A 24,298-nucleotide genomic window follows, 5' to 3' on the forward strand; every position below is an offset into this window, starting at 1 on the left:
TCAGCGCGCGTTGTGGAAGATGATGCAGAGCACGTGCCGGTTCCCGCTGTGCACGGCGCTGACCCCGTGCCGCATCTGGACCCGGTGGTCGCCCCGCGTGCCGCGGCGCGGCCGGGTGCGCACCGGGAAGATCACGGCCTGGCCCTGCCCCGGCCGCAGCACGATCGGGCGGGACTGCTGCCGGGGCCGCTGCTCGACGAACACGTTCTCGCCGCCGGTGAAGTCGACGTCCGGGCGGGACAGCATGACCAGGAACTGCAGCGGGAAGGTCAGGTCGCCGTAGACGTCCTGGTGCAGGCAGTTGTAGCCGGACTCGCCGTAGCGCAGCACCAGCGGCGTCGGCTTCGTCTGCCCCTGCGCGGCACAGGCGTCCAGCAGGCCGTCCAGGGTCTCCGGGAAGCCGTCCTCGCCGAGCCGGCGCGCCCAGCCGTTCGCGATCCGCGCCAGCGGCGGGTACAGCTCGGTGCGCAGCGTGTGCACCAGCTCCGGCAGCGGCTCGGTGAAGTACCGGTAGCTGCCCTCGCCGAACGCGTGGCGGGCCATCCGGACGGTGGAGCGGAACCGGTCGTGCTCGTCGAACATCGCGGTGATCTCGTCGCACCGCGCCGGGTCCAGCAGCGGCGGGGTCACGGCCACCCCGTCGGTGTCCAGCTGCTCGGCCAGCCGGGGCCAGTCGAGCGCGTCCAGGTGCGGGTCCGCCGGGATGGTGGTCATGTCGCTGCCTCCGGGTCGGTGAGGGGTGTCCGGTGGTCCGAACACCGCCGCCGCCGGTCCGGTTGCGGGCGGCCGCTAGATGGGGTCCAGGATGCGGGCGAGGAACTGCCGGGTGCGGGCCTGCCCGGGCTCCACCAGCACCTGCGCCGGCGGCCCGGACTCGGCGACCACCCCGCCGTCGACGAACAGCACCTGGTCGGCGACCTGCTGGGCGAACCGGATCTCGTGGGTCACGATCACCATCGTCCAGCCGCCGGCCGCCAGGTCCTTGATCACCCGCAGGACGTCCCCGACGAGCTCGGGATCCAGTGCCGAGGTGGGCTCGTCGAACAGCATCAGCTGCGGTTCCAGGGCGAGCGCCCGGGCGATCCCGACGCGCTGCTGCTGGCCGCCGGAGAGCTGGTACGGGTACTGGTCGGCCTTCTCGGCCAGGCCCACCTGGTCGAGCAGCCGCCGGGCGTCGGCGACCGCCTGCTCGCGCGGGCGCTTCTGGACGACGATCGGGCCCTCGACGACGTTCTGCAGCACCGTGCGGTGTGGGAACAGGTTGTGCGCCTGGAAGACCATCGCGCTCTGGGCGCGGAAGCGGGCCAGCGTCGCCCGGTCCACCGGGCCGCCGAAGTCGACGGTGACGTCGCCGATGCCGATCACCCCGGCGTCCGGCCGGTCGAGCGCGTTCAGCGAGCGCAGCACCGTCGTCTTGCCCGACCCGGACGGCCCGATCACCGCGGTGACGGACCCGGCCGGCACGTCGAACGAGATGTCGCGCAGCACCTCCAGCGTCCCGAAGGACTTCCGCAGGCCCCGCACGGTCAGCAGGTCGCTCATCGCGCCACGTACCTCTCCAGCCGTGTCTCCACCCGTACCTGCACCGAGGACAGCAGCAGGCAGAGCACCCAGTAGTACACCGCGGCGACGCCGTAGAGGGCGAAGAAGTCGAACGTCGGCGCCGCCGCCAGCTGCGCCACCCGCAGCAGCTCGGTGACCAGGATGGTCGAGGCCAGCGAGGTGTCCTTGACCAGCGAGATCAGCGTGTTCGACAGCGGGGGGACGGCGGTCCGCGCGGCCTGCGGGAGGATCACCCGGCGCAGCGTGGTGGGGTACCCCATGCCGATGGTCTGCGCGGCCTCCCACTGCCCCTTCGGGATGCTGAGGATCGCCGCCCGGATCACCTCGGCCGCGTAGCCGCCGACGTTCAGGCTGAACGCGATGATCGCCGACGGGAACGGGTCGATCACCAGCCCGAGCTGCGGCAGCGCGTAGAAGACGATGAACAGCTGCACCAGCAGCGGCGTGCCGCGGATGATCGAGATGTAGACCCGGGCGAGCCAGGACAGCGGCGCGATCGACGAGATCCGGGCCAGCGCCAGCAGCAGTGCCAGTACGAGACCGATGACGAAGCTGATCGCGGTGAGCGGGATGGTCATGGTGACCGTCGCCCGCAGCATCGGCCACAGGTTGCGGCCGATCAGCTCCCAGGTGGCGGGATCCACCTACCGGCCGCTGACGTCGGCGCCGAAGTACTTCTCGGACAGCTGGGCCAGCGTGCCCTCGGCCCGCAGCTCGGCCAGTGCGCGGTCGACGTCGGCGATCAGCCCGCTGTCCTTGCGGGCGGCGAACGCCTGCTCGCTGGTGTCGCCGGTGGTGCCGGCGACCTTCACTCCGGTGTCGCCGGTGGTCTGCTCGTACTCGCCGACGGCGAGGGTGTCGTTGACGGTGGCGTCGACCCGGCCGTCCTTGAGCAGCTGCACGGCCTGCACGAAGCCCTCGACGGCCTCGACGTTCGCGCCGGCCTCGCGGGCGACGTCGGCCCAGTTGCTGGTCGCGGACTGCGCGGTGGTGCGTCCCTGCAGGTCGGCGAGGGTGCTGATGGTGGTGTCGTCGGCGCGGGTGACGATCACGCCCTCGGACACGGTGTACGGGGTGGACAGGTCGTAGCGGGCCTGCCGCTCCTCGTTGATCGTGACCTGGTTGGCGACCAGATCGATGCGCTGGGACTCCAGCGCGGCGAAGATCGAGTCCCACGGGGTCTGGACGAACTCGACCTCGCGGCCGAGCTTGGCGCCGACGGCGCGGGCGACCTCGACGTCGTAGCCGGTGAGCTCGCCGTCCGGGCCCTGGAAGCTGAACGGGCTGTAGGTGCCCTCGGTGCCGATCCGCAGCGTGTCCGAGCTGTCGGAGCCACCGCTGCTGCAGCCGGCGAGAACGGTGAACGCCAGTAGGGCGGCTGCGATGGCCAGGAACGTGCGGCGCACGGGGGTCTCCTTCTCCGGGTGACGGGAGGACGGTCTGCGACACCCCCGCAAGATCGAGGGAACACTAGGCCGGACGGTCCAGCCGGTTCAACGTGCGGAGCCGAGCCGTTCATCCACGGGGACGGAGGCCGATGGTGTGCGGACAGCCCGCCGCATCACCGCAGCGGCCGCTCCGACGCGAACTCCCAGACGATCGTCGACAGGTCGGGCCCGGCCCGGTCGGTGAACGTCCCGGACGCCCGCGGCCCGGACCAGGTGTGCCCCATGCCCTCGACCAGGTAGGAGTCGATCGTCGCCTGGCCGGGGACCCGGTGGGTGGTGCGGGTGTAGGGGTGCGCACCGGGCGGTTCGACGCGTTCGACGGCGTGCGGCGTGGTGTCGACGTCCGGCCGGCCGGTCGCGACGAGCGCCCCGAGCACCAGCCACTGGTGCACCAGGCGTTCGGCCATGAACGGTCGCACGACGTCGTCCTGGTCGCCCTGCACGACGATCAGCGGGACCTGGCGGGCCCGCGGCCCCATCGCCGCCAGCGCGAGCTGCGCGGTGTCGACCGGCGAGACGCCGTCCAGGTCGTGCTCGGCCCGGTGGAAGCGGTACTCGCCGCCCGCCACCGAGGTGACGGTCGCGAACAGGTCGGGGTAGGTCGCGCCGAGGATCACCGCGGTCCCGGCACCGGACGACGCGCCGGACACGTGCACCCGGGCGGGATCCGCGCCGTACTCCTCGATCACCTGGCGGACGGCCCCGGCGAGCAGCTCCGGCTCGCCGCGGTCGCGGTCCTGGTGCTCGGGGGACAGCGAGTTCCAGCAGAGGAACCCGTTGCGCAGCAACGACTGGGTCGGGTAGACGACGAGGAAGCCCAGCCGGTCGGCGAGCTCGTCGAACCGGGTCATCGACTTCATCGAGTTCAGCCCGTAGCCGGTCATGCCGCAGCCGTGGACCGCCACCATCACCGGCATCGGCCGGTCCGGGCGCCAGGACGGCGGGACGTGCACCTGGTACGCCAGGTGCCCCTCGGACGAGGAGTAGCTGCCGATGCGGTCGGTCCCCGCGCCCGGGTCCCGGGCCGCGGCGGATCCGGCCGTGACGAGCCCGGCCAGCACCAGCGCCGCGGCGAGCGCCGCCACCAGCCGGCGCCCGGTCCGGCGCCCGCTCACGGCCGCGTCCGTTCCGTCGGGTCCCGGTCCACTGTGATCGCTGCACACACGGTGCTCGCCCCTCTCCGTCGTCGGTCCCAGTAGAGGCCGTGCCGCAGCGGCACGGTCAATGCCGGACGGGCCGGACGACCCGTCCGGTGCGGAGATCCGCGACACAGGGGCTAGCGTTCCCTCCGGACGCGCCCCGGCCGCAGCGGGCACCCGGGCCGACCGGAGGAGGGCTGCGCGATGCGGGAGGGATCGGCCCGGTTCTGGCTGCCCGAGTGGCGCCGCTCCGGTGCGAGCTCGGCCCTCGCCGTGCTCGGCGGGATCGTCACGGTCGTGGTCCTCCGGACGCAGGACACCACGCTCGCCGTCGTCGACGGCTGGGTGGTGGTCCTGCTCATCTACCTGAGCGCCTACCTGGTGCTGACGATCACCGCCTTCGTGTCGGCGACGCCGGCCCAGATCCACGGCTGGGCGCGCCGGGAGAGCCGCGGGACCGTCCTGGAGCGCTACGTGCTGGGCACCGCACCCGGCCCGGGTGTCTCGATCTTCATCGTGGCGACCGCGCTGGCCGTGGCGGTGCTGTGGCTGCCCGGCCACGGCGGCGGCAGCCTGCCCGACGGGGCCCGGATCGCGGTGGCGGTCGCCCTCATCGTGGTCGGGTGGGTGTGCGTGCTCGTCTCGTTCGCGGTCGCGTTCCACGCGGACGACCTCGTCGAGGACCGGGCCGCCCTGCGGTTCCCCGGCGGCGGCGTGCCCCAGTGGGCGGACTACGTGTACTTCGCGGTGTCGGTGATGACGACGTTCGGCACCACCGACGTCACCGTGCTCTCCCGCGAGATGCGCCGGACCGTCACGGCGAACGCGGTGATCGCGTTCGTCTTCAACACGGTGACGATCGCCGCGACCGTCTCCGCGCTGGCCTCCGGCTGACCGCCCGGCTCGTCATCAGAGTTGATGAGCTGGGGAAACACGCCGGACGCCGTACTCGACAGGACGTCTGAACAGCTCATACGGGTTCGTCCGGACGGTGGAGGTCGGGGAGTGGACAGGTCGGCCGGGGAGCCGATGGACCGGCTGGAGCACGAGGAGTGGCTCCGGTTCCAGGCGTGGCAGCGGCACCGCCACAGCGACCGGCACGCCGTCGCCGCGGCCCAGACGCCGCCCGAGGTACCCGGCATGTCGAACTGCCGGCGGGCCCTCGTCGTCACCGGGCTGGTGCTCGCCGCCGTGCTCGCCACCCTCGCCCTGTCGGCGGTGGACGACACGATCGCCGGCGGCGACGGCATCCGGCCGGCGTCCGCGGAGTTCGGCGCCCGGCCGTGGGACACCGCCGAGGTCCGCCACGGCCCGGGGTGACGGCGGGCCGCCCCGCTACCCGGTGTCGCGCAGCAGCGCGCGGTGCAGCGCGGCGGCCTCCGGGCCGGGCGAGATGCCGAGCTCGTCGCGCAGGGTCCGCTGCAGCCGCGCGAAGACGGCCAGCGCGGCGGCCCGGTCGCCCTGGGCGTCGAGCGCCCGCATCAGCAGCAGGTGACCGCGCTCGGCCAGCGGATCGGCCGCGACCAGCCGGCGCGCGCAGCGCTCGGCACCGGTCAGCTCGGCGCCGCCCAGCCGCAGGCACGCCTCGGCGTAGCAGGTCATGGCCCGGTCGTGGGCCGGCCGGAGCTCGGCCCGCCGCTGCTGGACCCACTCGTCGTCGAACCCGGGCAGGAACTCGCGCTGGGTGACGAACACGGCGCTCAGCGCCTGCGCCCACGCCCGCCGCCAGTCGCCGCGGCCCGCCGCGGACTCGGCGTCGTGCAGGGCGGCCGCCGCCCGGTCGGAGTCGACGGACGCGCCGGACGGCAGCACCAGCCGCAGCCCGGACCGGCCGCGGATCTCGGCGGGGGCGAGCGCGCCGCGGGTCTTCGACAGCACCGAGTCGAACACCCGTGGCGCGCCGGGGTCCGGGACGCCGGGCCGCCACAGCACCTCGATCAGCGCGGACCGGTCGACCGCCGCCGACCGGTGGGCAGCCAGGTAGGCCACCAGCAGGCGGCCCCGCCGGCCGGGCAGCCGCGCGTCGACCGGACGGCCGTCGTGCTCGACGACGAAGGCCCCATGCAGCTGGATCCGCACCGTGTCATGGTGACAAGGTCGCTGCCACGTCGCGACAACGTCGCCGCAACGACCTCCGGGACCCTTCGGATATCCACAGTTCGACGGACGGGGCGCGATCCCGTCCCTGCCCGCAGGGGAGTCCGCCATGCTCCATCAGGTCAGCTGCGAGTGCGGCTACGAGGTCCGCGACGGCGACGAGCAGGTGCTGGTCCGCCGGGTCCAGCAGCACGTCCGGGAGAACCATCCCGAGCTCGCCGACCAGGTGACGCCGGAGGTGATCCGGGGCTGGGTCGAGCTGGTCCCGTAGCGGCGGCTCAGCGGCCGGGCGCGTAGGCGCGGAGGAACGCGTCCACGCCGAGCGCCACCGCCGAGGCGACGAGGTCCTCGTCGGCCTCGGCGGATCCGCCCGCCGTCAGCTCGGGGAGCTGGGACTGGGTGAGCGCGATGAAGTGCTGGGCGGCGACGTCGGCGTCGTCGATGTCGAGCAGCCCGGCGTTGCCGAGCCGGGCGAGCCGCCCGGCGAGCGCCTCCCGGATCGGCCCGAATCCGGCCCGGCGGACCTCCTCGAACACGGCCGGATCACGCCGGCTCTCGGCGAGGACCAGCCGGGACAGCGACGCGGCGCACCCGTCGCGCTGGCAACGGGTGAGTGCGACGCCGAGCTCGTGCAGTCCGGCCCGGAACCGGTCGGGATGCAGGTCGAGCGCGATGACGTGCCGGTAGGAGACCTCGTTCACCTGCCGGGCGACGTCGGCCATGGTCTCCCGGAACAGCTGCTCCTTGCCGCCGAAGTAGGAGTAGACGGTCGGCTTCGAGACACCGGCGTCCCCGGCGATCGCGTCCACGCTCGCCCGCTCGTAGCCCGCCTCGCCGAACACGGGTGCGGCGGCGTCGAGGATGGCGCGCCGCTTGTCGCGTGCATGACAACCGAGTCGGCGCGGGTCGCCGGTGCACCGGGGACGCGCCGGGTCCTCGCCTCGATGGCGCTGGCCGCGTTCATGGCCGTGCTCACCGGGACCACCGTCACCTCCACGCTGGGGGCGCTCGGCGCCGAGCTGGGTGCGCCGGTCTCCGGCATCGTCTGGGTCACCGTCGTCTACCTGGTGCCCGCGTCCGCCTCGGTCCCGCTGGTCGGCTGGCTGTCCGCGCGCTGGGGCCCGGCCCGGCTGCTGCAGGCCGCGCTGGTCGGCTTCGCGCTGAGCTCGCTGCTGTGCGGGTTCGCCTGGGACCTGCAGAGCCTGGTCGTGTTCCGGGCGGTACAGGGCCTGTCCGGCGGGTTGCTGGAGCCGGCCGCGATCGCGGTGGTCGGCATGGTGGCACCCGCCGACAGCCTCGGCCGGGTGATGGGGCTGGTCTCGCTGGTGATCAACGTCGGCCCGGTGGCCGGCCCGCTGATCGGTGGCGCGCTGGTCGGGGCGGGCGCGTGGCCGTGGATCTTCTGGCTGAACGTCCCGCTCGCCGGGCTGGTGGCGCTCGGGGCCTGGCGGCTGGTGCCGGGCACGCGCTCGACCGGCGAGCGGGCCGCCGTCGACGTCCGCGGGCTGCTCCTGCTGCCACCGGGGTTCGTGCTGCTGCTGCTCGGGCTGAACCGGGCCGGTGCGGGCAGCGGCGCGGTGACCGTCGGCGTCTGCGTCGTGCTCGGGCTCGCGCTGCTGGCCGGCTACGTCCGGCACGCGCTGCGCGCGCCCGCCCCGCTGCTGGACGTGCGGCTGCTGCGGATCCCGTCGTTCGCGGCGGCGCTCGGCGTGATGAGCGCGGTCGGCCTGGTGATGTACACCCAGCTCACCGTGCTCCCGGCGCTCGATCCGGCTGGCCGGGCGTTCCCGGTGGCCGTGCTCGGGCTGGGCTTCGGCGCGGTCGCCGCACCGACCTTCGCCGGGCTGTACCGGGTGCTCCCCCGGGAGTCGATCGCGCAGGGCACCGCGGCGCTGTTCATCGTCGTCCAGCTGTTCGCCTCGGCCGGGGTGACGCTGGTCGGGTTCCTGACCGCGGCCTCGGCCGATCCGGTCGGCACCGCCTACGGGGTGGTCGCGGTCGCCGCGCTGATGGTGGCGGTGGCGGCGCGGCTGCTGCCGGGGCGGCCGGTCGCCGTGCCGTGATCCGGACCGGATCCGGCACGACCACGGACGGGTGCTCGTCGCCGCTCCGCCGCGCGGGTGCCCCGTTCCGGGCGACAGGGTGTCCACATGCGAACCACACGCGCACCGTTCATGGCCGGTCTGCTCGCCGCCGGTCTGCTGCTCGCCGGCTGTGGCGGGGACCCGGCGCCGTCGGCGTCCGGGGAGATGGCCGCGCCGCCGGAGCAGGCGGCGCCGGAGCAGGCGGCCGGATCGGCGGACCAGGCCACCGCGGCGGCCCCCTGCACCGACGCGATCCTCACCGCCACCGTCAACGAGCCCACCGGTGAGGGGCAGCAGCGGACGATCCTGTCCTGGCGGAACACCTCCGACCAGCCGTGCACGATGACCGGCTTCGGCGGCGTCGACCTGCGCGGACCGGACGACCCGACGTTCGGGCCGTCGTACTCGCTGCCGCGCTCGGCGGAGGAGCCGTCCGCGATCACGCTGCAGCCCGGCGGCACCGGGATCACTACGATCACCACGCTGTCCGGCGGGGACTGGACGCCCACCGAGGTCGTGGTCACCGCGCCGGACGAGACGACGTCGCAGACGGTGCCGTGGCGCGGCGGGCCGGTGCAGCGTCAGGACGGGGCGACCCGGCCGGGCTCCTTCATCGGACCGGTGGAGCAGGGCTCGGTCTGAGCTCCGGGCCGGACGACGACCACGCCCGCGTCGTCGTCCATCCGGCCCCGGGAGTGCTCCAGCGCCGCGGCCACGACGTGCCGCGCGATCCGGCCGGCGCCGGCGTCCGGGGGCGCCGCGGTGAGGGCTGCCCGGACGCCGTGCTCGTCGAACTGCACCGGGCTGCGGTGCTCCCGGGCCTCGGTGACGCCGTCGGTGTGCAGGACCAGCGCGTCCCCCCGGTCCAGGGTGAACTCCTGGCAGGAGACCGGCGTGTCGGTCAGCAGGCCGAGCACGGTGCCGCCGCCCTCGAGGTCCTCGACCGTGCCGTTCCGGCGCAGGACGTAGCCGTGCGGATGGCCCGCCCCGGCGAGGACCACCCGGCGGCCGGTCGCCGACCCGCCGGTGCCCTCGGGGTGCAGCTCGGCGTAGACGGCGGTGACGAAACCGGTGGGGCCGTCGCGGAACCAGTCCCGCAGGACCGTGCCGACCGCACGCAGGACGTCGTCGGGCCGGTCCAGCAGGTGCGCCGCGGTCCGGATCGCGGACCGGGCCATCGCGGTGGCCCGGGCGGCGGTGGCACCGTGCCCGGACACGTCGCCGATCAGCAGGCCGGTGATCCCGCCGCGCCGCACGACGTCGTAGAAGTCGCCGAGCACCTCGGTCCCGGTGCCGGCCGCGCGGAACGCCACCCCGATGTCGAGCCCGGGCACCCGCGGGGTGCGGGCCGGGATGAGGCTCTCCTCCAGGACGGCGGCGAGGGCCGCGGACTCGGCGGCGAGCGTCTCGCTGGTGTGCAGCGCGGTGCGCAGGGCGATCTCGCTGTCGGCGGCCAGCGCCAGGGTGCGCAGCGACTCGCGGTCGGCGTCGGTCCACTCCCGCACGTCCGGGTCCATCGCGCAGAGGTTCCCGACGACCTGGCCGGACGGCCCGCGCACGGGCGTGCCGAGCCAGGCCCGCGCGCCGAACGCGATCATCTGCGGCAGGTCGCGCAGGCGCGGGTCGAGCCGGACGTCGGCGGCGCTGACCTCGGCGCCGGTGTCGATGATCAGGTGGCAGGCGGCCTCGTCGAGCGGCCGGACGTAGGTGCCGTCGGGATCGCAGACCGCGTCCGGGGCGGGGGTGCCCTTCAGCACGGTGCGGACGTCGTCGGCGACGGTCAGCGCGACCATCGGGGTGCCGAGGAGCTGGGCGGCCAGCCGGGTGATCCGGTTGAACGCCTCCTCCGGCCCGGACTCCAGCAATCCGGCGGTCCGCACCGCGTCGAGCCGGCTCTGCGTGTCGATCCCGAACCGTTGCACCTGTGTCCCTGATCGTCTCGTGCGGGCGCCGCAGGCTACAGAGCCGCGTGCCCCGGCCACCAGACCCGCCGGGGCGACACGCCGCCCGGCCGGATCAGCAGTTCGGGTCGTGGTTGTCCCTGCCCTGCATGCACGGCTCGCCGTCGCTGTTCCGCGGACCGTCGGCGCGTCCTTCGAAGTAGCCGTACTCCGGTGACCACGGGCGCCCCTCGGTCGGACCGGTGTAGGTCGGCGCCCCCGGTCCGGCGGACGCCGCCGGGCAGTCCAGCTCGCCGGGCATGCAGGCGGTCGCACCACGGTCGACCCAGTACCGCCAGGTCCCGCACGCGGCGACGTAGTCGCTGGGGTCACCCGCACCGCGCGCGTTCCACCAGGCCGGGTCGTCGCACCGGTCGGCCGGAGCAACGTCCACCGGCTCCGGTTCGTCGGCCCGCAGCGGGAACTCGGGGACGACGCGTGCCGGGACGGGCGGTGCCGGGACGAGCTCGGCGACCGTCGCCCCGGGCACGACCACGGGCGCCCCGGCCGCCTGCACCCGCGGTGCCGCCGTGGCGAGCGACAGCGACCCGGCGACGACGGTCGCGGCGATGAGCAGCGCAGCCAGCACGCCGACGAGGACGGCGCGCTGCTCGGAGGGCTCGTGCCGACGGTGTGCGTTCATCGCTGCGGTCCCCGCTCGGTCCGGGCCGCCCGACACGACCCACCTGCGGCGTACATCGCGGCGACCGGAGCAGCGTTAGGCGTCCGATCGGACGCTCATCGGATCTGATGACGGCGCGACACGCCGCTCACAGGGCGAGCTGCCCCACGAGCAACCCCGCCCCCATCGCGACCATCGCCCCACCGGACACCCGGGACACCGTCCGCGTCCAGGACGGCCGGGCCGCGAGCACCCGGCGGGCGCCGATCCCGACCGCCAGGTACACGACGCCGCAGCAGGCCACGTGCACCGCGCCGAGCACCAGGATCTGCCCGGCGACCGGCCAGTCGCCGGCCGGATCGGTGAACCGGGGCATCAGGGTCAGGAACAGCAGCAGTGCCTTCGGGTTCAGCCCGCTGGTCCCGGCACCCTTCGCGGCCGCCCGCAACCGGCCGCCGCTCCCGGAGCCGGTCCCGGTCCCGGAGCCGGTGCCGAGGCCGGTGCCGGTGCCGGCCGGACGGGCCAGGCCGGTCGCGCCGAGCCAGATCAGGTAGCCGGCGCCGATCCCGGTGAGCACGGTCAGCGTGGCCGGGGAGCCCGCGACCAGCGCGGCGATCCCGGCGGCGACCGCCCCGGTCAGTGCCAGGTGCCCGGTGAGCAGCCCGGCCACCGCCGGCAGGATGGTCCGCTGCCCCAGCCCGGCGCCGATCACGTACGCCCAGTCCGCCCCGGGGGTGAGCACCAGCAGCAGCGACAACCCCCAGAACGCGACGACCGCGTCCACCGCCATGTCCGTCTCCCCCGCTCGTTCCGACCCGGGAAACGCTATGGCGGAACCGCCGGAAGGTGTTTCCAAGCTTGCGCGGATCGGCCCTGTATGAGGGAAGATTCGGGCTGTGGACGCGATCGACCGGAAGATTCTTGCCGAGGTGCAGCGGGACGGCCGGATCACCATCACCGAACTGGCGGAGCGGGTCCGGCTCAGCGTGTCGCCGTGCCACCGGCGGCTGCGCGCGCTGGAGGAGTCCGGCGCGATCGCCGGCTACCGGGCGCATCTCGATCCCGGCGTGCTCGGCCTGGGCTTCGACTCGCTGGTCTTCGTCACCATGCGCGACGCCGACCGGGTCACCGTCACCGCGTTCGAGGCGGCGGTCGCGGGCATCGACAACGTCGTGCAGGCGCAGCGGCTGTTCGGCGATCCCGACTACCTGCTCCGGGTGATCACCCGGGACCTGTCGGCGTTCCAGCAGCTCTACGACGACCGGCTCGCCGCGCTGCCCGGCGTGCAGCGGCTCAGCTCGACCCTGGTGATGAAGAGCATCGTCGAGGACCGGCCGCTGCCGGTGTGAGCCGCGGGGTTCACGACCGTCCGGCACGGGAACCCGGTGCGCACCGTCCCCGACCGGAGGTGACCCGTGTACCTGGCCGACCGCCCGCTCTGCCCGCGCTGCGGCGTGCAGTTCCCGCTCGGCGACGGCACCGGACCGTGCCCGGTCTGCACCGACGAGCGCGAGTACGTCGACTGGGACGGCCAGCGCTGGACCACCCCGGCCCGGCTGCGCGCCGACGGGTTCCGCGGCGAGGTCCGCGAGGAGGTCCCCGGCCTGTGGGGCGTCGGGACGACTCCCGACCTCGGGATCGGGCAGCGGGCGCTGCTGGTGCCCGGCGACGGCGGGAACGTGCTGTGGGACTGCACGGCACTGCTCGACGACGACACGGTGGCCCGGGTGCACGAGCTCGGCGGCATCGCGGCGATCGCGATCTCGCACCCGCACTACTACTCGACGATGTCGGCGTGGAGCCGCGAGTTCGGCGACGTGCCGATCCACGTGCACGCCGCCGACCTGGACTGGGTGCCGCGCGGCGCCGAGGTCGAGCCCTGGAGCGGGACCGAGCGCGAGATCCTGCCCGGCCGCACCCTCGTCCACCTCGGGGTGCACTTCGCCGGCGGCGCGGTGCTGCACTGGGCCGACGGCACCGACGGGCACGGCGCGATCTGCGCCGGCGACATCGTCACCGTCGTCCCGGACCGGCGCTGGGTGGGCTTCATGTACAGCTACCCGAACCTGATCCCGGCCCATCCGGACGTGGTGCGGCACGCCGTCCGGACGCTGTCCGGGTACCGCTACCGCGCGCTCCACGGCGCCTGGTGGGGGCACGTCGTCCAGGGGGACGCGCACGCCGCCGTGGTCCGGTCGGCCGCCCGCTACCTGCGGCACCTGGGCCTCGAACCGGACACCGAGGGCGGCTGAGCGGTTACGGTCGGGGGTTCGCCCCCGCCCGATCCCGACTTCCGGAGGAGCCGCCGGCATGAACGACCTCGATCCGGAGGAACTGCACCGGGTGCTGTCGCGCAGCGCGGCCGCACTCGTCGAACGGGTGGCGGACGACGCGCCGGAGGCGGTGCTGACCCGGCTGTGCTCGGCCGCCGTGGTCAACGTGCCCGGCGTCGACCACGCCGGGCTGACCATGTGCGACCGGGACGGCAACCTGTTCTCGTACGGTTCCGCCGATCCGCTCGTGGCCGAGCTGGACGCGCTGCAGGCCGAGCTGGCCGAAGGCCCCTGCGTCGACGCGGCGCTGCCCGGGACGACGACGACCGTGCACGTCGAGGACTTCGTCGGCGAGACCCGCTGGCCGCGGTTCTCCGCGGCGGCCCGCGACCGCGGCGTGCGCGGGCTGCTGTCCTTCGCGATGGCACCGGTGGAGGAGTCGCCCGGCGCGCTGAACCTCTACGCCCGCACACCCCGGGCGTTCGGCGAACCGGCCCGGCTGATGGCGGGGGCGTTCGCCACCCAGGCGGCGATCGCACTCTACGGGGCCCGCCGGATCGAGGGCCTGACCGACGCCGTCGAGACGCGCGACGTGATCGGCCAGGCCAAGGGGATCCTGATGGAGCGGTTCACCATCGACGACCGGGCCGCGTTCGATCTGCTGGTCAGCCTGTCGCAGGACTCGAACCGCAAGCTCGTCGACGTCGCACGCTGGCTCACCGCCGAGGCCGGGACGGCCGCGGGCCGGACGGCCGCCGATCCGGTGCCCGCCCGGCGTCCGGAACCGGTGCCCGGCGATCCGCACCGAAAAGGTGAATAACCACACGGAAAGTAATATGCGGGCACGATGGTGTGGCCGGGTTTGATGGCGACGATTCCGGCCGTTACGTTGTCTCCAGCCGGCACGGGCTCCCCCTTTTTTGTCAGCGTGCCGGCAGGTGCCGGGAACGCGGATCCGCGTCCCGTAACTCATCAGGAGAAGAACTGTGCTGAAGAAGAAGGCCGGCCTCGTCGTCGCCGCGTCCGCCGCGGGCCTGCTCGCGCTGTCCCCGCTCGCGTTCGCCGACGGCAACGTGATCGACAAGGACGCCAAGGGCGTCGTCGCGGGCCTGAACGGCAACAACGCCCAGGTTCCGGTCCAGGCGTGCAACAACAACGTCCCGGTCAACGTCCTGGGCGTCCAGGTTCCGGTCGAGGACGCGGCTGCGGCCAACGGCCTGACCGGCGCGGCCGGCATCGCGGGCGAGGGCGCTGCGCTCTCCGGCGACTCCGCCACCGACCAGTCGGACGCCTGCGCGCAGGAGGCCGGCGCCGGGGACTCGATCAACTGATCGACCCGGATCACCGGGGTGCCCCGGGACCGCTTCGGTCCCGGGGCACTTTCGTGTCCGGCGGACCCCTCGCGAACACGCTGGGTGGCCGTCGTGAGTGGTCGGTACCACTTCGTCCGGTTCACCGGAGAACCGGATCGAGGGAGTATCCGAACGGAAAGTGATTTCGCCACCCGATGGGGTCACCGAAATTGTTTCCGGGGCGACCGGTGGATAGATTGCAGCGCAGCAGGCACGGGCTCCCCCATTTTGTCAGCGTGCCGGCAGGTATCCGGGGCCGTCGTCGCACGGGCTCGAGAGTCATCAGGAGAAGAACTGTGCTGAAGAAGGCCGGAATCATCGTCGCGGCGTCCGCCGCCACCCTGCTCGCGGTCAGCCCGCTGGCGTTCGCCGGCGACTACGCCGCCGAGAGCTCGAAGGACGCGAAGCACCACGGTTCGCACGACGGCGGCGCGATCGACAAGAGCGCCGACGGCGGCCTGGTCGGCGCCCTGAACGGCAACAACGTGAACGTGCCGATCCAGGTCTGCAACAACAACATCCCGGTGAACGTGCTCGGCGGGCAGGTCCCGGTCGAGAGCGGCGCGCTGCTCAACGGCCTGACCGGCGCCCTGGGCCTCGGCGGCGACGCGAAGACCAAGTCCGGCGACTCGGTCACCGACCAGTCCGACGCCTGCGCGCAGGAGTCCGGCTCGGGCGACGCGATCGGCTGATCCACCGCTCTCCCCCGTGCCCCCGCCGACCGTCCCGGTCGGCGGGGGCACGCGCACGTCCGGGACCGGGCGGCCTCAGCCCGCCGCCCGGCGCTGGTCGCGCCGGGCCTGGGCGTCGCTCCAGCGGCGACGCTCCTCGTCGGTGGTGGGCACCAGCTCCGGCACCGGCACCGGGCGGCGGTGCTCGTCCATCGCGACCATCGTGAAGTAGCAGCTGTTCGCGTGCCGCTGGGTGTGCTCGGTGATGTTCTCGGTGGTCACCCGGATCCCGACCTCCATCGAGCTGCGGCCGGTGTGGTTGACCGACGCCTGGAACGTCACCAGCTCCCCGATGTAGATCGGCTCGCGGAAGCGCACCCGGTCCACCGACAGCGTCACGACGTAGGTCTGTGCCCAGCGGCTGGCACAGCTGAAGGCGACCTGGTCGAGCAGCTTGAGGATGGATCCACCGTGGACGTTGCCGGAGAAGTTGGCCATGTCCGGGGTCATCAGGACGGTCATCGCGAGCTGGTGGCGGGGCAGCCCCCCGGGAGCGGTCACCCGTCGGAGGTTAGCGGTCCCGGCGCGGGTGTCCCGAACGTTGCGATCCGGGCGGTCCGGCACGATCGGCCGGGCGTCGCGCGCGGACCATCTTGCGCACCTCGATCCAGGACACCGCGACGACCGGCACCAGCACCGCCGCGAGCCACTGGCCGCCGGTCAGCGGGACCAGCCGCAGCGCCTCGCGCAGCGGGTCCACCGTCGTCACCACGACCAGCGACGCCGCCGTGACCAGCGTCCACAGTGGCAGGAACCGGTTGGAGAGCAGGCCGGCCCGCAGCAGCGGCGTGCGCTCGGTCCGCATCACCCAGGCCAGCGCGAGATAGCCCGACATCCAGCCGACGAAGGCGAGCGTCTGGGCGGTCGCGGCGTCCGTCCCGGTGAAGGAGGAGACCAGGTAGAGCCCGCCGACCGCGGCGAACAGCGACGCGCCGCCGGCCAGCAGGTCGGTCACCAGCGGCCGGTCCAGGAAGCGGTCCGTCCGGCCGCGCGGCCGCCGGTCCATGGCGTCGCGCTCGCTGCGCTCCGCGGCGAAGGTCGCCGTCCCCGCGACGTCCATGTACATCTCCAGCACGACGATCTGGATCGGCGCGAACGGGATCGGCAGGCCGGCGGCGACCCCGGCCGCGGCCGTCGCGACCAGGCCCGCCTTGCAGGCCAGGTAGTACTTCACGCCCTTGCGCAGGTTGTCGTGCAGCGTGCGGCCCTCGCGCAGCGCGCGGGTAAGGGTGGAGACGTCGTCGTCGGCGAGGACGAGATCGGCGGCGTCCCGGGCGACGTCGGTGCCCGACGATCCCATCGCGACGCCGACGTCGGCGCGGGCCAGCGCGGGGGCGTCGTTCACCCCGTCGCCGGTCACCGCGACCACCTCCCCGCCGTCCTGCAGCGCGGTGACCAGCCGCAGCTTGTGCGCGGGCGTCACCCGGGCGAACAGGGTCACCCGGGTGACCGCGGCGGCGAGCCCGTCGTCGTCGAGCAGGTCCAGCTCGGGGCCGGTCAGCAGCTCGTCGCCGTCGATCCCGACCTGCCCGGCGATCGCCCGGGCGCACGCCGGATGGTCGCCGGTCACCATCAGCACCCGGATGCCGGCGCGGTGCGCCGCGGCGACCGCGTCCGCCGCGCCGGGCCGGGGCGGGTCGGACAGCGCGACCAGGCCGATGAGCTCCAGGTCCCGCTCGGCGTCCTCCACCCGGGTGGGGATCTCCGCGGCCGTCCGGCCGGCGACGGCGATCACCCGCAGGCCGCGGGCCGCCAGCTGCTCGGCCCGGGCGAGCACCGCCGGGTCCGCGTCGCGGCACCGGGCGAGCACGGACTCCGGGGCGCCGGTGGTGACCACCCGGCGGTCCGGCAGCACCACCGTCATCGATTCGCGGACCGGGTCGAAGGCGAACCGGTGCACCGGTTCCGGCGGCGGTGCCAGACCGCGGTCCCGGGCGGCGACCAGGAACGCGACATCGGTCGGGTCGCCGGCCCAGCCACCGTCCGGTTCCGGGGTGGCCTCGGTGCAGGCCGCCCCGGCGGCGAGCAGCTCGTCGGCGCTGCCGCGCACCGGTTCGGCGTGGTCGACGGCCATCCGGTTCTCGGTCAGCGTGCCGGTCTTGTCGGTGGCGATGACGGTGACCGCGCCGAGCGACTCGGCGGCGCGCAGCCTGCGGACCAGCCCGCGGCGCCGGGACAGCCGGTACGCGCCGAGGCCCAGCACCAGGCTGATGATGATCGGCAGCTCCTCCGGGATGGTCGCGAACGCGAGCGTCAGCCCGGTCAGCACCATCTCCCGCCACGGCTGCCCGCTCAGCACGCCGATCAGCGGGACCAGCACGCTGAACGCGATCGCCAGCGTCGCGAGCGCCTTCGACAGGTCGCGCATGGCCTGCTGCAGCGGGGTGCGCGGCGGCCGCCCGGCGACGACCAGGCCGGTGATCGCGCCGAGCTCGGTGGCGGTCCCGGTGGCGACGACGACGCCGCGGGCCCGCCCGGCGACGACGGTCGTCCCGGCGAAGGCCAGGTTGGCGCGGTCGCCGAGCGCGGCGGTCTCGTCGAGCACCCGCCGGGCGTCCTTGGCGGCGGCGACCGACTCGCCGGTCAGTGCGGACTCGTCGATCCGCAGGCCCCAGGTCTCGGTCAGCCGGACGTCCGCGGCGACCCGGGTGCCTGCCGCCAGCGGCAGCACGTCGCCGGGCACCAGGTCCTCGGTCGGCACCGAGCGGGTGCGGCCGCCGCGCAGCACCGGCGTGGTCGGCGCGGTCAGCGTGCCGAGCGCGGCGATCACCGACTTCGCGCGGAACTCGGCGAACACCTCGACCAGCACGACCACCACGATGATCGCGACGATGGCGACGGTGTCCTCGAGCCGGCCCCAGATGCCGTAGAGCACCGCCACCGCGACCAGCAGCAGCATCATCGGCTCGGTGATCTCGTCGGCGAGCACCTGCCGGAAGGTGACCCGGCGCGGCAGGATCCACCGGTTCGGGCCGTGCTCGGCGAGCCGGGCGGCGGCCAGCTCGACGTCCAGCCCGACGGCCGGGTCGGTGCCGAGATCCTCCGCGACCGCGCCCGCGGTGGCGGAGTGGGCGCTCATTCCGCGCGCGGCGGCAGGTCCGGCGCGACACCCTCGGCGCGGTAGACGGCCTCGGTGAAGGCCTCCAGCGACCGGCGGCAGCGGTCCAGCATGGACTCGGCGTCCTTGATCCGCTCGTCCGGGAAGAAGTCCCGGGCGGCGATCTTGGCGAGCCAGCCGGTGAGCCGGTCGAGGTCCTGCTCGTTCTCCTCCAGCTCGGCGAAGGAGAAGTTGTCCCGCGCCGACTCCTTCTCCAGCTCGGCGAGCAGCGCGCCGGTGCGTTCGGCGAACTCGGCGAACTCCTTGGCCCGCTCGGCGCGGAACCGGGCGACGATGCCGTCGTCGTCACGGGCGACGGTCTCCATCGCGTACGCGGTGCCGCCGTGCTCCCGGACGTAGCGGGCGAGGCCCTCGACGAACTCGCGGTGCGCGTCGGTGGCGGGCAGCACCCACGCGCCGTTCTGCAGGCCGACGGCGCCGGCGGCCCGGGCGCGCCGCCACAGCGTCACCCGCGGACTCGACGGCGAGGCCGGCAACTGGGCGAGCAACAGGACCCAGCCCTCGGTTGGCATGCCAGGGACGCTACGGGCGGGGTCAAGCACATGCAACAGGTGTTTCATCGACGGTGGCAGCTCCCGGCCCGGGACGGCAGGCTGTCCCCATGCCCGACCCCGCGTCCCGGCTCGGCCTCGGCCTGGCCGCCATCGCCCGCCCCGCCTACATCACCTCCGGCCGCGCCGAGCGGCTCGGCGCCGACCGGGACGTCGAGACCCTGCGGGCGCGCACCCACGAGCTGCTCGACGCCGGCCACGCGGCGGGCATCCGCTATCTCGACGTCGCCCGCTCCTACGGTCGCGCGGAGGAGTTCCTGGCCGGCTGGCTGGCCGCCCACCCGGAGATCGACGACGTCGAGATCGGCTCGAAGTGGGGGTACCGCTACGTCGGCGAGTGGCGGATGGACGCCGACCGGCACGAGATCAAGGACCACTCGCTGGACGCCTTCACCGAGCAGTACGCACTGACCGGCCAGCTGCTCGGCGACCGGCTCGGGATCTACCACGTGCACTCGGCGACGCTGGACACCGGCGTGCTCGACGACGCCAGGGTGCACCGCGCGCTCGCCCACCTGCGCGACCGCGGCATCCGGGTCGGGATCTCCACCTCCGGTCCGGAGCAGGCCGACGCGGTGCGCCGCGCGCTGGACGTCCGGGTGGGCGGCGAGCCGCTGTTCACCTCGTTCCAGTCCACCTGGAACCCGCTCGAACCCTCGGCCGGGCCCGCGCTCGCCGAGGCCGCCGACGCCGGTGCCCGGGTGATCGTCAAGGAGGTGTTCGCGAACGGCAGGCTGGCCCCGGGCGGTGACGCCGCCGCCGTCGCGCTCGCCGACCGGCTCGGCCTGCCGGCGGACCAGCTCGCCGTCGCCGCGGCGCTGGCCAACCCGTGGGCCTGGCGGGTGCTGCTCGGGCCGGTGGACACCGCACAGCTCGCCAGCAACGTCGCCGGTGCGGCCCGGACGGTCCCGGCCGGTGCGGCGGACGAGCTCGCCGCGCTGGCCGAGCCGGCCGAGGCGTACTGGGCGGCCCGTTCGGCCCGCCCCTGGTCGTGACGCCGGAGCCCCCCGTACGGCTGATGGTTGCGCCGCGGACCGGTGCCGCGTTTCCCATGGGACGGACGCTCGTTTACCTTTCAGACACCTGACGGCCGACGTCCCGACGCCCGTCCTGCGCCTCCCGTTCCCCGAACGACGCGGAGTCACGCGGGCCCGGTGCCGGGACGAATCCCCCGGCCGCGCAGAAGGAGGGGACATGACCGCCCAGCACCACCTGGCGCGCAGCGCCGACGAGGATCCGGCGACCGAGGTGATCCCGCGGTTCGACGAGCGCGAGGCGGGTGCGGCGCCGACCGGCGCCCGGGCACCCGCGCCCGCCGAGCCCTCCCCGGCTGCGCAGCCGCCGGCCGGGGCACCACACCTGGCCCTGCTCCGGCCGTCCCGGGTGGTGGTGGCCGCCGGAGCGATCGCGGCGCTGCTGGCGACCGCCCACTTCGGGGCCGCCGTGTACGGGATCGGCCGGCCCGGGTTCGAGATCCCGGCGCCGATCCGGCTCGGCAACGAGCTGAACATCTCCACCTGGTTCAGCTCGGCGATGCACCTGGCGAACGCCGCGATCCTCGCGCTGATCGCGGCCAACTCGGTGCGCCGCGAGCGCTGGCGGTGGATCCTGCTGAGCCTGGCCTGCGCGGTCGTCGCGATGGACGAGACCGCCGCGAACCACGAGCAGGTCAGCTGGGTCATCCACACCACGTTCGGCACCAGCGGCCTGCTGACCTACGCCTGGATCGTCCCGGCGTCGGTGCTGGTCCTGGTGCTCGCCGCGCTCTGCCTGCCGATGCTGCTGCGCCGCCCGGGCAGCTGGATCGTGGTGGCCGGTGCCGCCGTGTTCCTGTTCGGCGCGGTCGGCCTGGAGGCCGTCGGCGGGCTGGTGTTCGAGCAGACCGGCGACGTGCACGCGTTCGGCTACAACCTGCTGGCCGGCGCCGAGGAGACCTGCGAGATGGCCGGGCTGGTGATCGCGATGGCCGGGCTGCTGCGGATGGCGGGCGGCAGCGGCCTGCGGATCGCCGGGACCACCTTCGTGGACGGTTCCCGCTAACCGACGCGGGTGGTCCGCTTCGGCTCCACCAGCCGCAGCACCAGCTCGGTCCGGCCGCCGTCGGCGCCGAGCGCCGCCCGCAGCCGGGGCAGTGCGTGGTCGTCGATCAGGTCGCGCAGCGCGGCCAGGTCGGCCCCGGTCTCCGCGGTGACGTCCAGGTGCACCTCGGGCCGGGCCCGGTCGCCGACGAGCACGGCGGCGGCCCGCTGGACGCCGTCGTAGGACTCGACGTCGGCGGCGATCGCGGCGGCGGCGTGATCGGAGTGCAGCCGGGTGATGCCGGCGTCGCGGCCGGCGACCTGCGCCGCGGGCAGCGTCCAGTCCGAGGTCCGCGGCCGGCGCCGGGCCTGGGCCAGCAGCCAGCGCAGGGCCAGCAGCCCGACGACGACGGCCGCGCCCAGCGTCACCCACGGCACCCAGGACGGCGGATCGAGCGCGGCGGGCAGCAGCGGCACCGAGGAATCGAGACCGGGCAGTAGCGCCCGCAGCGATCCGGTGCCGAACGCCAGACCGGCCGCGCCCGCCACCAGCAGCACGAGGCCGATCAGCAGCAGCAGGCTCCGGTTGAGGCGGGCCGGGGGATTGGCGGCGGCCATCACGACTCCTTCGTTCCGGTGACCTTCACCCGGACCCGCGGGCTGCGGGCCGGGCCGATCGCGGCGAGCCGCTCGGACACCGCGTCCCGGACGGCGGTGCGCAGCGCGGTCGCGTCGCCGAACGACGCGTGCGCCGACACCGTCGCCCGGCGGCGGGTGCTGGACACGTTCGCCCGGACGATCCCGTCGACGCCGGTGGCGGCGTCGGACAGCGCCCGGTCCAGGCTGCGGCGGGTGATGCCGGTGTCGGTCGCGGCGGTGCCGCCCCTGCCGGCCAGCGGCAGCACGGTGGGGGTGCCGGGCCGCAGCGCGACCAGGACCAGGACGAGACCGGCCAGCGCGAGCACCCCGGACAGCACCAGGAACGCGAGGTCGGCCCCGGTCAGGCCGGCCGCGAGCGCGTTCAGGTCGGTGAACGGCAGCACCGGCTGCTGACCGAGCAGCTGCTGCACCACGGCCACCGCCAGCAGCACGCAGGCCGCCAGCAGCACCAGCGCGACCAGCGACGCGGCGACCGAGCGGCGGGGACGGCGGATCATGCGAGATCCCTCCCCGTCGAGGCCGCCCGCGGGTGGGTCAGCGCGGCGACCGCGATGTCCACCCGGGCCACGTCCAGGCCGGTCAGCGACTGCACCTGCTGCACGACGTGTGCGCGAGCCTGGTCGCAGGTCGAGGCGACCGGGGACGGGTAGCCGACCGAGATCCGGGCGTCGAGCCGGACCGACCGGCCGGACACCGAGGCGGTCACCCGGGGGCGGCCGCCGCTCTCGTCGCGGCCGAGCATCCGGTCGACGGTCCCGGTCGCGCCGCCGACACCGTCGGTCTCGACGAGCGCGGCGACCGCGATCTTCTCGACGACCCGGTCGGCCACGTCGACCCGGCCGCGCTGCTCGGCGGCCGGATCGACGGTGGGGGCGCCGGGCGACTCCGGGACGGTGGTGGTCACGGCCGGATCACCGGACCCGGTCGGAACCGCGCCCGGTCAGCCCGGAGCGCTCGGAGAGCTCGGTCAGGTCGAGCCCGCCGTCCAGCCAGCGTCCGGCGAGCAGGCCGACCGCACCCAGTACGAGTGCGACGACGAACCCGCCGAACCCGCCGACCACCCCGGCGATACCGAGGAGCAGGCCGGCGAGCAGGCCGATCTGGGTGTTGGTGAGAGTGGGCATCGCGGTCACGTCCTTGAAGAGGTGGATGGAGCCGGGTGGATGGAGCTCCGGCGGCGATTCAGCCGCGGTCCGCGGACGGGTGCTCGATCTCGCCGGTGGCCGGTGTCGAGTCCGATGGCCGGACGGGTGCCGGTTCGGTCTCGCCGGCGTAGTCGCCGACCACCACGTCCACCCGGGCCGACCCGACGATCGGGCGCAGCGCGGTGCGGACCTGGTCGGCGATCTCGGCGACCGCTGCCGGGTAGCGCCCGACGACGTGCACCTCGACCTGCACGCCGGCCGGATCGCCGTCCGGTGTGGACCGCAGACGGACGCCGCCGATCCGGCGGCCGGGCAGGTAGGTTGCTACCTCGCCGAACCGGCCGCCGTGCAGCCGGGCCACCGCGGGGCAGCTCAGCGTGGCGACGGCGATCCGGTCGGCATCGGTTCCGGCCGCGGCGACCGGGGCGTTCACGCCACCCGCGACGGGGTGTCGATCCGCTTCGTCTCCTTGGCGTCCTCGTGGTCGTCGTCGGACGGCAGGTGCACGTCGTCGACCGAGATGTTGACCTCGACGACCTCGAGCCCGGTCATCCGCTCCAGCGCGGAGATGACGTTGCGGCGCACGGCCTTCGCCAGGTCCGCGATGGACACGCCGTACTCGACGACGACGTTGATGTCGACCGCGGCCTGCTTCTCGCCGACCTCGACCGAGACGCCCTGCGAGGCGTTGGTGGTGCCGCCCGGGATGCGCTCGCGCAGCGCGCCGAACGCGCGGGCCGCGCCGCCGCCGAGTGCGTAGATGCCGTTGACCTCGCGGGCGGCCAGCCCGGCGATCTTCGAGACGACGGTCTCGGCGATCCGGGTGCTGCCGTGCTCGGACTGCAGGGCCGATGGGGTGCCGGTGACGGCGGGGGCCTTCGCTGCGGTGGTCTTCGCGTCGGTGGTGGTGCTCATGGTGTTCACGCCTCCTGATCGTGGCCCGAGATCCGTCGGGCCGGGTGAGGGAACCGGATCGGGCCTGGTGACATCCAGTGCCCCGTCGATCCGCCCGACACACGTGTGAGGCCCCGCAACGACCGATCCTCACGCGAAGGTGTGAGTGACCGTGGTCACTATCGTGGAGGGAGGCCGATCGTCCAGGCGGTGACCTCGCGCAGCGCCACCTGCCAGCAGGCCGGATCGACGTAGTTCGGCCCGGCCGCCGCCGTCGGCACGATCAGCGCGTCGGTGAAGTAGATCCAGTGGATGTCCTTCACCGGGACGTCCACGCCGGGGCGCTCGTCGCCCCGGCCGTCGGCCATGTCGTCGAACATCTGCGCCATCGCCTGCGCCGACTCGTTGCGCGGGTCGTCGGCGGTCAGGGCGCGCAGCTGGTCGCCGAGCCGGCGCAGCCAGGCGGCGGGATGCACCGCGTTGCCGAACACCAGCCCGGCCGGGGTCGCGACGGTGAGCGGGACGCTGTTGCGCTCGTCGCGGTAGGCGACCGAGAGCACCGCCTGCAGGTAGCTGGGCGCCGAGAGCTCCGGGATCGTCACCACCCGCCGGGCGTCGGCCATCCCGGCGGGACCGTCCGCGTCGACCGTCATGGGGCGCAAC

General features: G+C 74.3%; 32 protein-coding genes. 12 read left to right on the forward strand and 20 right to left on the reverse strand.

Features of this window, described 5'->3' with window-relative positions; all coding sequences use genetic code 11:
• The 5 genes from ACVJO7_RS25665 to ACVJO7_RS25685 form a co-directional block, all read right to left on the reverse strand.
• Positions 1-714 (reverse strand): 2OG-Fe(II) oxygenase, encoded by a 714-nt coding sequence (locus ACVJO7_RS25665; protein WP_491675001.1) that lies wholly within the window; start codon positions 712-714, stop codon positions 1-3.
• 75 nt (positions 715-789) lie between these two features.
• Positions 790-1,542: an amino acid ABC transporter ATP-binding protein gene (locus tag ACVJO7_RS25670; RefSeq protein ID WP_344021652.1), complete on the reverse strand. Its 753-nt coding sequence runs from the start codon at positions 1,540-1,542 to the stop codon at positions 790-792.
• Positions 1,539-2,207, reverse strand: a complete 669-nt coding sequence (locus ACVJO7_RS25675) for an amino acid ABC transporter permease (protein WP_344021650.1) — start codon at positions 2,205-2,207, stop codon at positions 1,539-1,541. Before ACVJO7_RS25675 ends, ACVJO7_RS25670 begins: the two co-directional genes overlap by 4 nt.
• A complete protein-coding gene (locus ACVJO7_RS25680) occupies positions 2,208-2,969 on the reverse strand; it encodes an amino acid ABC transporter substrate-binding protein (protein WP_491675002.1) in 762 nt (253 codons plus the stop codon).
• A gap of 155 nt (positions 2,970-3,124) precedes the next feature.
• Positions 3,125-4,126: an extracellular catalytic domain type 1 short-chain-length polyhydroxyalkanoate depolymerase gene (locus ACVJO7_RS25685; RefSeq protein ID WP_491675003.1), complete on the reverse strand. Its 1,002-nt coding sequence runs from the start codon at positions 4,124-4,126 to the stop codon at positions 3,125-3,127.
• A 228-nt stretch (positions 4,127-4,354) separates the two neighbouring features.
• Between ACVJO7_RS25685 and ACVJO7_RS25690 the strand changes: the two genes are divergently transcribed.
• Positions 4,355-5,044, forward strand: coding sequence for a DUF1345 domain-containing protein (locus ACVJO7_RS25690; protein WP_491675004.1), 690 nt, complete (start codon positions 4,355-4,357; stop codon positions 5,042-5,044).
• Between the two features lie 111 nt (positions 5,045-5,155).
• A complete protein-coding gene (locus ACVJO7_RS25695) occupies positions 5,156-5,470 on the forward strand; it encodes a hypothetical protein (RefSeq protein WP_491675005.1) in 315 nt (104 codons plus the stop codon).
• A gap of 15 nt (positions 5,471-5,485) precedes the next feature.
• Here the strand turns inward: ACVJO7_RS25695 and ACVJO7_RS25700 are convergent, their stop codons facing one another.
• Entirely contained in the window at positions 5,486-6,229 is a 744-nt protein-coding gene (locus ACVJO7_RS25700) for an AfsR/SARP family transcriptional regulator (protein ID WP_344021641.1), read from the reverse strand.
• A 127-nt stretch (positions 6,230-6,356) separates the two neighbouring features.
• Here ACVJO7_RS25700 and ACVJO7_RS25705 point away from each other — a divergent pair, with 127 nt between their 5' ends.
• Positions 6,357-6,518: a DUF1059 domain-containing protein gene (locus tag ACVJO7_RS25705; RefSeq protein WP_344021639.1), complete on the forward strand. Its 162-nt coding sequence runs from the start codon at positions 6,357-6,359 to the stop codon at positions 6,516-6,518.
• Positions 6,519-6,525: 7 nt separating this feature from the next.
• Here the strand turns inward: ACVJO7_RS25705 and ACVJO7_RS25710 are convergent, their stop codons facing one another.
• The gene (locus tag ACVJO7_RS25710; RefSeq protein WP_491675064.1) at positions 6,526-7,110 is read right to left on the reverse strand and encodes a TetR/AcrR family transcriptional regulator; all 585 of its coding nucleotides are present in this window, start codon (positions 7,108-7,110) and stop codon (positions 6,526-6,528) included.
• 21 nt (positions 7,111-7,131) lie between these two features.
• Here ACVJO7_RS25710 and ACVJO7_RS25715 point away from each other — a divergent pair, with 21 nt between their 5' ends.
• Together ACVJO7_RS25715 and ACVJO7_RS25720 are read left to right on the forward strand one after the other, a co-directional pair.
• Positions 7,132-8,310 carry an MFS transporter gene (locus ACVJO7_RS25715; protein WP_491675006.1) on the forward strand — a complete coding sequence of 393 codons (1,179 nt, stop codon included), beginning with the start codon at positions 7,132-7,134 and terminating at the stop codon, positions 8,308-8,310.
• Between the two features lie 87 nt (positions 8,311-8,397).
• A complete protein-coding gene (locus ACVJO7_RS25720; RefSeq protein WP_491675007.1) occupies positions 8,398-8,973 on the forward strand; it encodes a DUF4232 domain-containing protein in 576 nt (191 codons plus the stop codon).
• On the opposite strand, the gene ACVJO7_RS25725 is transcribed toward ACVJO7_RS25720, so the two are convergent.
• From ACVJO7_RS25725 to ACVJO7_RS25735, 3 genes are all read right to left on the reverse strand, one after another.
• Positions 8,913-10,253, reverse strand: coding sequence for a PP2C family protein-serine/threonine phosphatase (locus ACVJO7_RS25725; protein ID WP_491675008.1), 1,341 nt, complete (start codon positions 10,251-10,253; stop codon positions 8,913-8,915). The genes ACVJO7_RS25720 and ACVJO7_RS25725 overlap by 61 nt on opposite strands.
• A 94-nt stretch (positions 10,254-10,347) precedes the next feature.
• Complete coding sequence (locus ACVJO7_RS25730; RefSeq protein WP_491675009.1) at positions 10,348-10,914, reverse strand: hypothetical protein; 567 nt, start codon at positions 10,912-10,914, stop codon at positions 10,348-10,350.
• Positions 10,915-11,041: 127 nt separating this feature from the next.
• Entirely contained in the window at positions 11,042-11,683 is a 642-nt protein-coding gene (locus ACVJO7_RS25735) for a LysE family translocator (protein WP_491675010.1), read from the reverse strand.
• A 106-nt stretch (positions 11,684-11,789) separates the two neighbouring features.
• Between ACVJO7_RS25735 and ACVJO7_RS25740 the strand changes: the two genes are divergently transcribed.
• From ACVJO7_RS25740 to ACVJO7_RS25760, 5 genes are all read left to right on the forward strand, one after another.
• Positions 11,790-12,242, forward strand: a complete 453-nt coding sequence (locus ACVJO7_RS25740; protein WP_358486737.1) for an Lrp/AsnC family transcriptional regulator — start codon at positions 11,790-11,792, stop codon at positions 12,240-12,242.
• Between the two features lie 66 nt (positions 12,243-12,308).
• On the forward strand, positions 12,309-13,145 hold the full coding sequence (locus tag ACVJO7_RS25745) for an MBL fold metallo-hydrolase (protein WP_491675011.1): 837 nt from the start codon (positions 12,309-12,311) through the stop codon (positions 13,143-13,145).
• A 58-nt stretch (positions 13,146-13,203) separates the two neighbouring features.
• Positions 13,204-13,986, forward strand: coding sequence for a GAF and ANTAR domain-containing protein (locus ACVJO7_RS25750; protein WP_491675012.1), 783 nt, complete (start codon positions 13,204-13,206; stop codon positions 13,984-13,986).
• Between the two features lie 166 nt (positions 13,987-14,152).
• A complete protein-coding gene (locus ACVJO7_RS25755; protein WP_344021619.1) occupies positions 14,153-14,497 on the forward strand; it encodes a hypothetical protein in 345 nt (114 codons plus the stop codon).
• A gap of 317 nt (positions 14,498-14,814) precedes the next feature.
• Positions 14,815-15,210 (forward strand): hypothetical protein, encoded by a 396-nt coding sequence (locus ACVJO7_RS25760; protein ID WP_344021617.1) that lies wholly within the window; start codon positions 14,815-14,817, stop codon positions 15,208-15,210.
• Positions 15,211-15,285: 75 nt separating this feature from the next.
• Here ACVJO7_RS25760 and ACVJO7_RS25765 read toward each other — a convergent pair whose 3' ends face one another.
• The 3 genes from ACVJO7_RS25765 to ACVJO7_RS25775 are packed head-to-tail and all read right to left on the reverse strand — an operon-like array spanning position 15,286 to position 18,879.
• Positions 15,286-15,750, reverse strand: a complete 465-nt coding sequence (locus ACVJO7_RS25765; RefSeq protein ID WP_491675013.1) for an acyl-CoA thioesterase — start codon at positions 15,748-15,750, stop codon at positions 15,286-15,288.
• A 10-nt stretch (positions 15,751-15,760) separates the two neighbouring features.
• Positions 15,761-18,328, reverse strand: a complete 2,568-nt coding sequence (locus ACVJO7_RS25770; protein ID WP_491675014.1) for a cation-translocating P-type ATPase — start codon at positions 18,326-18,328, stop codon at positions 15,761-15,763.
• Positions 18,325-18,879 (reverse strand): Chromate resistance protein ChrB, encoded by a 555-nt coding sequence (locus tag ACVJO7_RS25775; RefSeq protein WP_491675015.1) that lies wholly within the window; start codon positions 18,877-18,879, stop codon positions 18,325-18,327. The genes ACVJO7_RS25770 and ACVJO7_RS25775 overlap by 4 nt, the downstream gene beginning before the upstream one ends.
• Before the next feature lie 89 nt (positions 18,880-18,968).
• On the opposite strand from ACVJO7_RS25775, the gene ACVJO7_RS25780 reads away from it, so the two are divergent.
• Positions 18,969-19,913 (forward strand): aldo/keto reductase, encoded by a 945-nt coding sequence (locus ACVJO7_RS25780; protein ID WP_491675016.1) that lies wholly within the window; start codon positions 18,969-18,971, stop codon positions 19,911-19,913.
• A 199-nt stretch (positions 19,914-20,112) separates the two neighbouring features.
• Positions 20,113-20,958, forward strand: a complete 846-nt coding sequence (locus tag ACVJO7_RS25785) for a DUF8692 domain-containing protein (protein WP_491675017.1) — start codon at positions 20,113-20,115, stop codon at positions 20,956-20,958.
• Here ACVJO7_RS25785 and ACVJO7_RS25790 read toward each other — a convergent pair.
• The 7 genes from ACVJO7_RS25790 to ACVJO7_RS25820 form a co-directional block, all read right to left on the reverse strand.
• Positions 20,955-21,554 (reverse strand): alkaline shock response membrane anchor protein AmaP, encoded by a 600-nt coding sequence (locus ACVJO7_RS25790; RefSeq protein ID WP_491675018.1) that lies wholly within the window; start codon positions 21,552-21,554, stop codon positions 20,955-20,957. The two genes, ACVJO7_RS25785 and ACVJO7_RS25790, sit on opposite strands and share 4 nt — an antisense overlap.
• Complete coding sequence (locus ACVJO7_RS25795; protein WP_491675019.1) at positions 21,554-22,093, reverse strand: DUF6286 domain-containing protein; 540 nt, start codon at positions 22,091-22,093, stop codon at positions 21,554-21,556. The genes ACVJO7_RS25790 and ACVJO7_RS25795 overlap by 1 nt, the downstream gene beginning before the upstream one ends.
• Positions 22,090-22,500 (reverse strand): Asp23/Gls24 family envelope stress response protein, encoded by a 411-nt coding sequence (locus tag ACVJO7_RS25800; protein ID WP_491675020.1) that lies wholly within the window; start codon positions 22,498-22,500, stop codon positions 22,090-22,092. Before ACVJO7_RS25800 ends, ACVJO7_RS25795 begins: the two co-directional genes overlap by 4 nt.
• A gap of 7 nt (positions 22,501-22,507) precedes the next feature.
• A complete protein-coding gene (locus tag ACVJO7_RS25805) occupies positions 22,508-22,720 on the reverse strand; it encodes a hypothetical protein (protein WP_491675021.1) in 213 nt (70 codons plus the stop codon).
• Positions 22,721-22,778: 58 nt separating this feature from the next.
• Complete coding sequence (locus ACVJO7_RS25810; protein ID WP_491675022.1) at positions 22,779-23,174, reverse strand: Asp23/Gls24 family envelope stress response protein; 396 nt, start codon at positions 23,172-23,174, stop codon at positions 22,779-22,781.
• On the reverse strand, positions 23,171-23,656 hold the full coding sequence (locus ACVJO7_RS25815; protein ID WP_344021599.1) for an Asp23/Gls24 family envelope stress response protein: 486 nt from the start codon (positions 23,654-23,656) through the stop codon (positions 23,171-23,173). Before ACVJO7_RS25815 ends, ACVJO7_RS25810 begins: the two co-directional genes overlap by 4 nt.
• 158 nt (positions 23,657-23,814) lie before the next feature.
• Complete coding sequence (locus ACVJO7_RS25820; protein WP_491675023.1) at positions 23,815-24,288, reverse strand: hypothetical protein; 474 nt, start codon at positions 24,286-24,288, stop codon at positions 23,815-23,817.
• Positions 24,289-24,298: the final 10 nt, after the last annotated feature.

It is taken from the genome of Pseudonocardia sp. DxW (assembly GCF_058448985.1).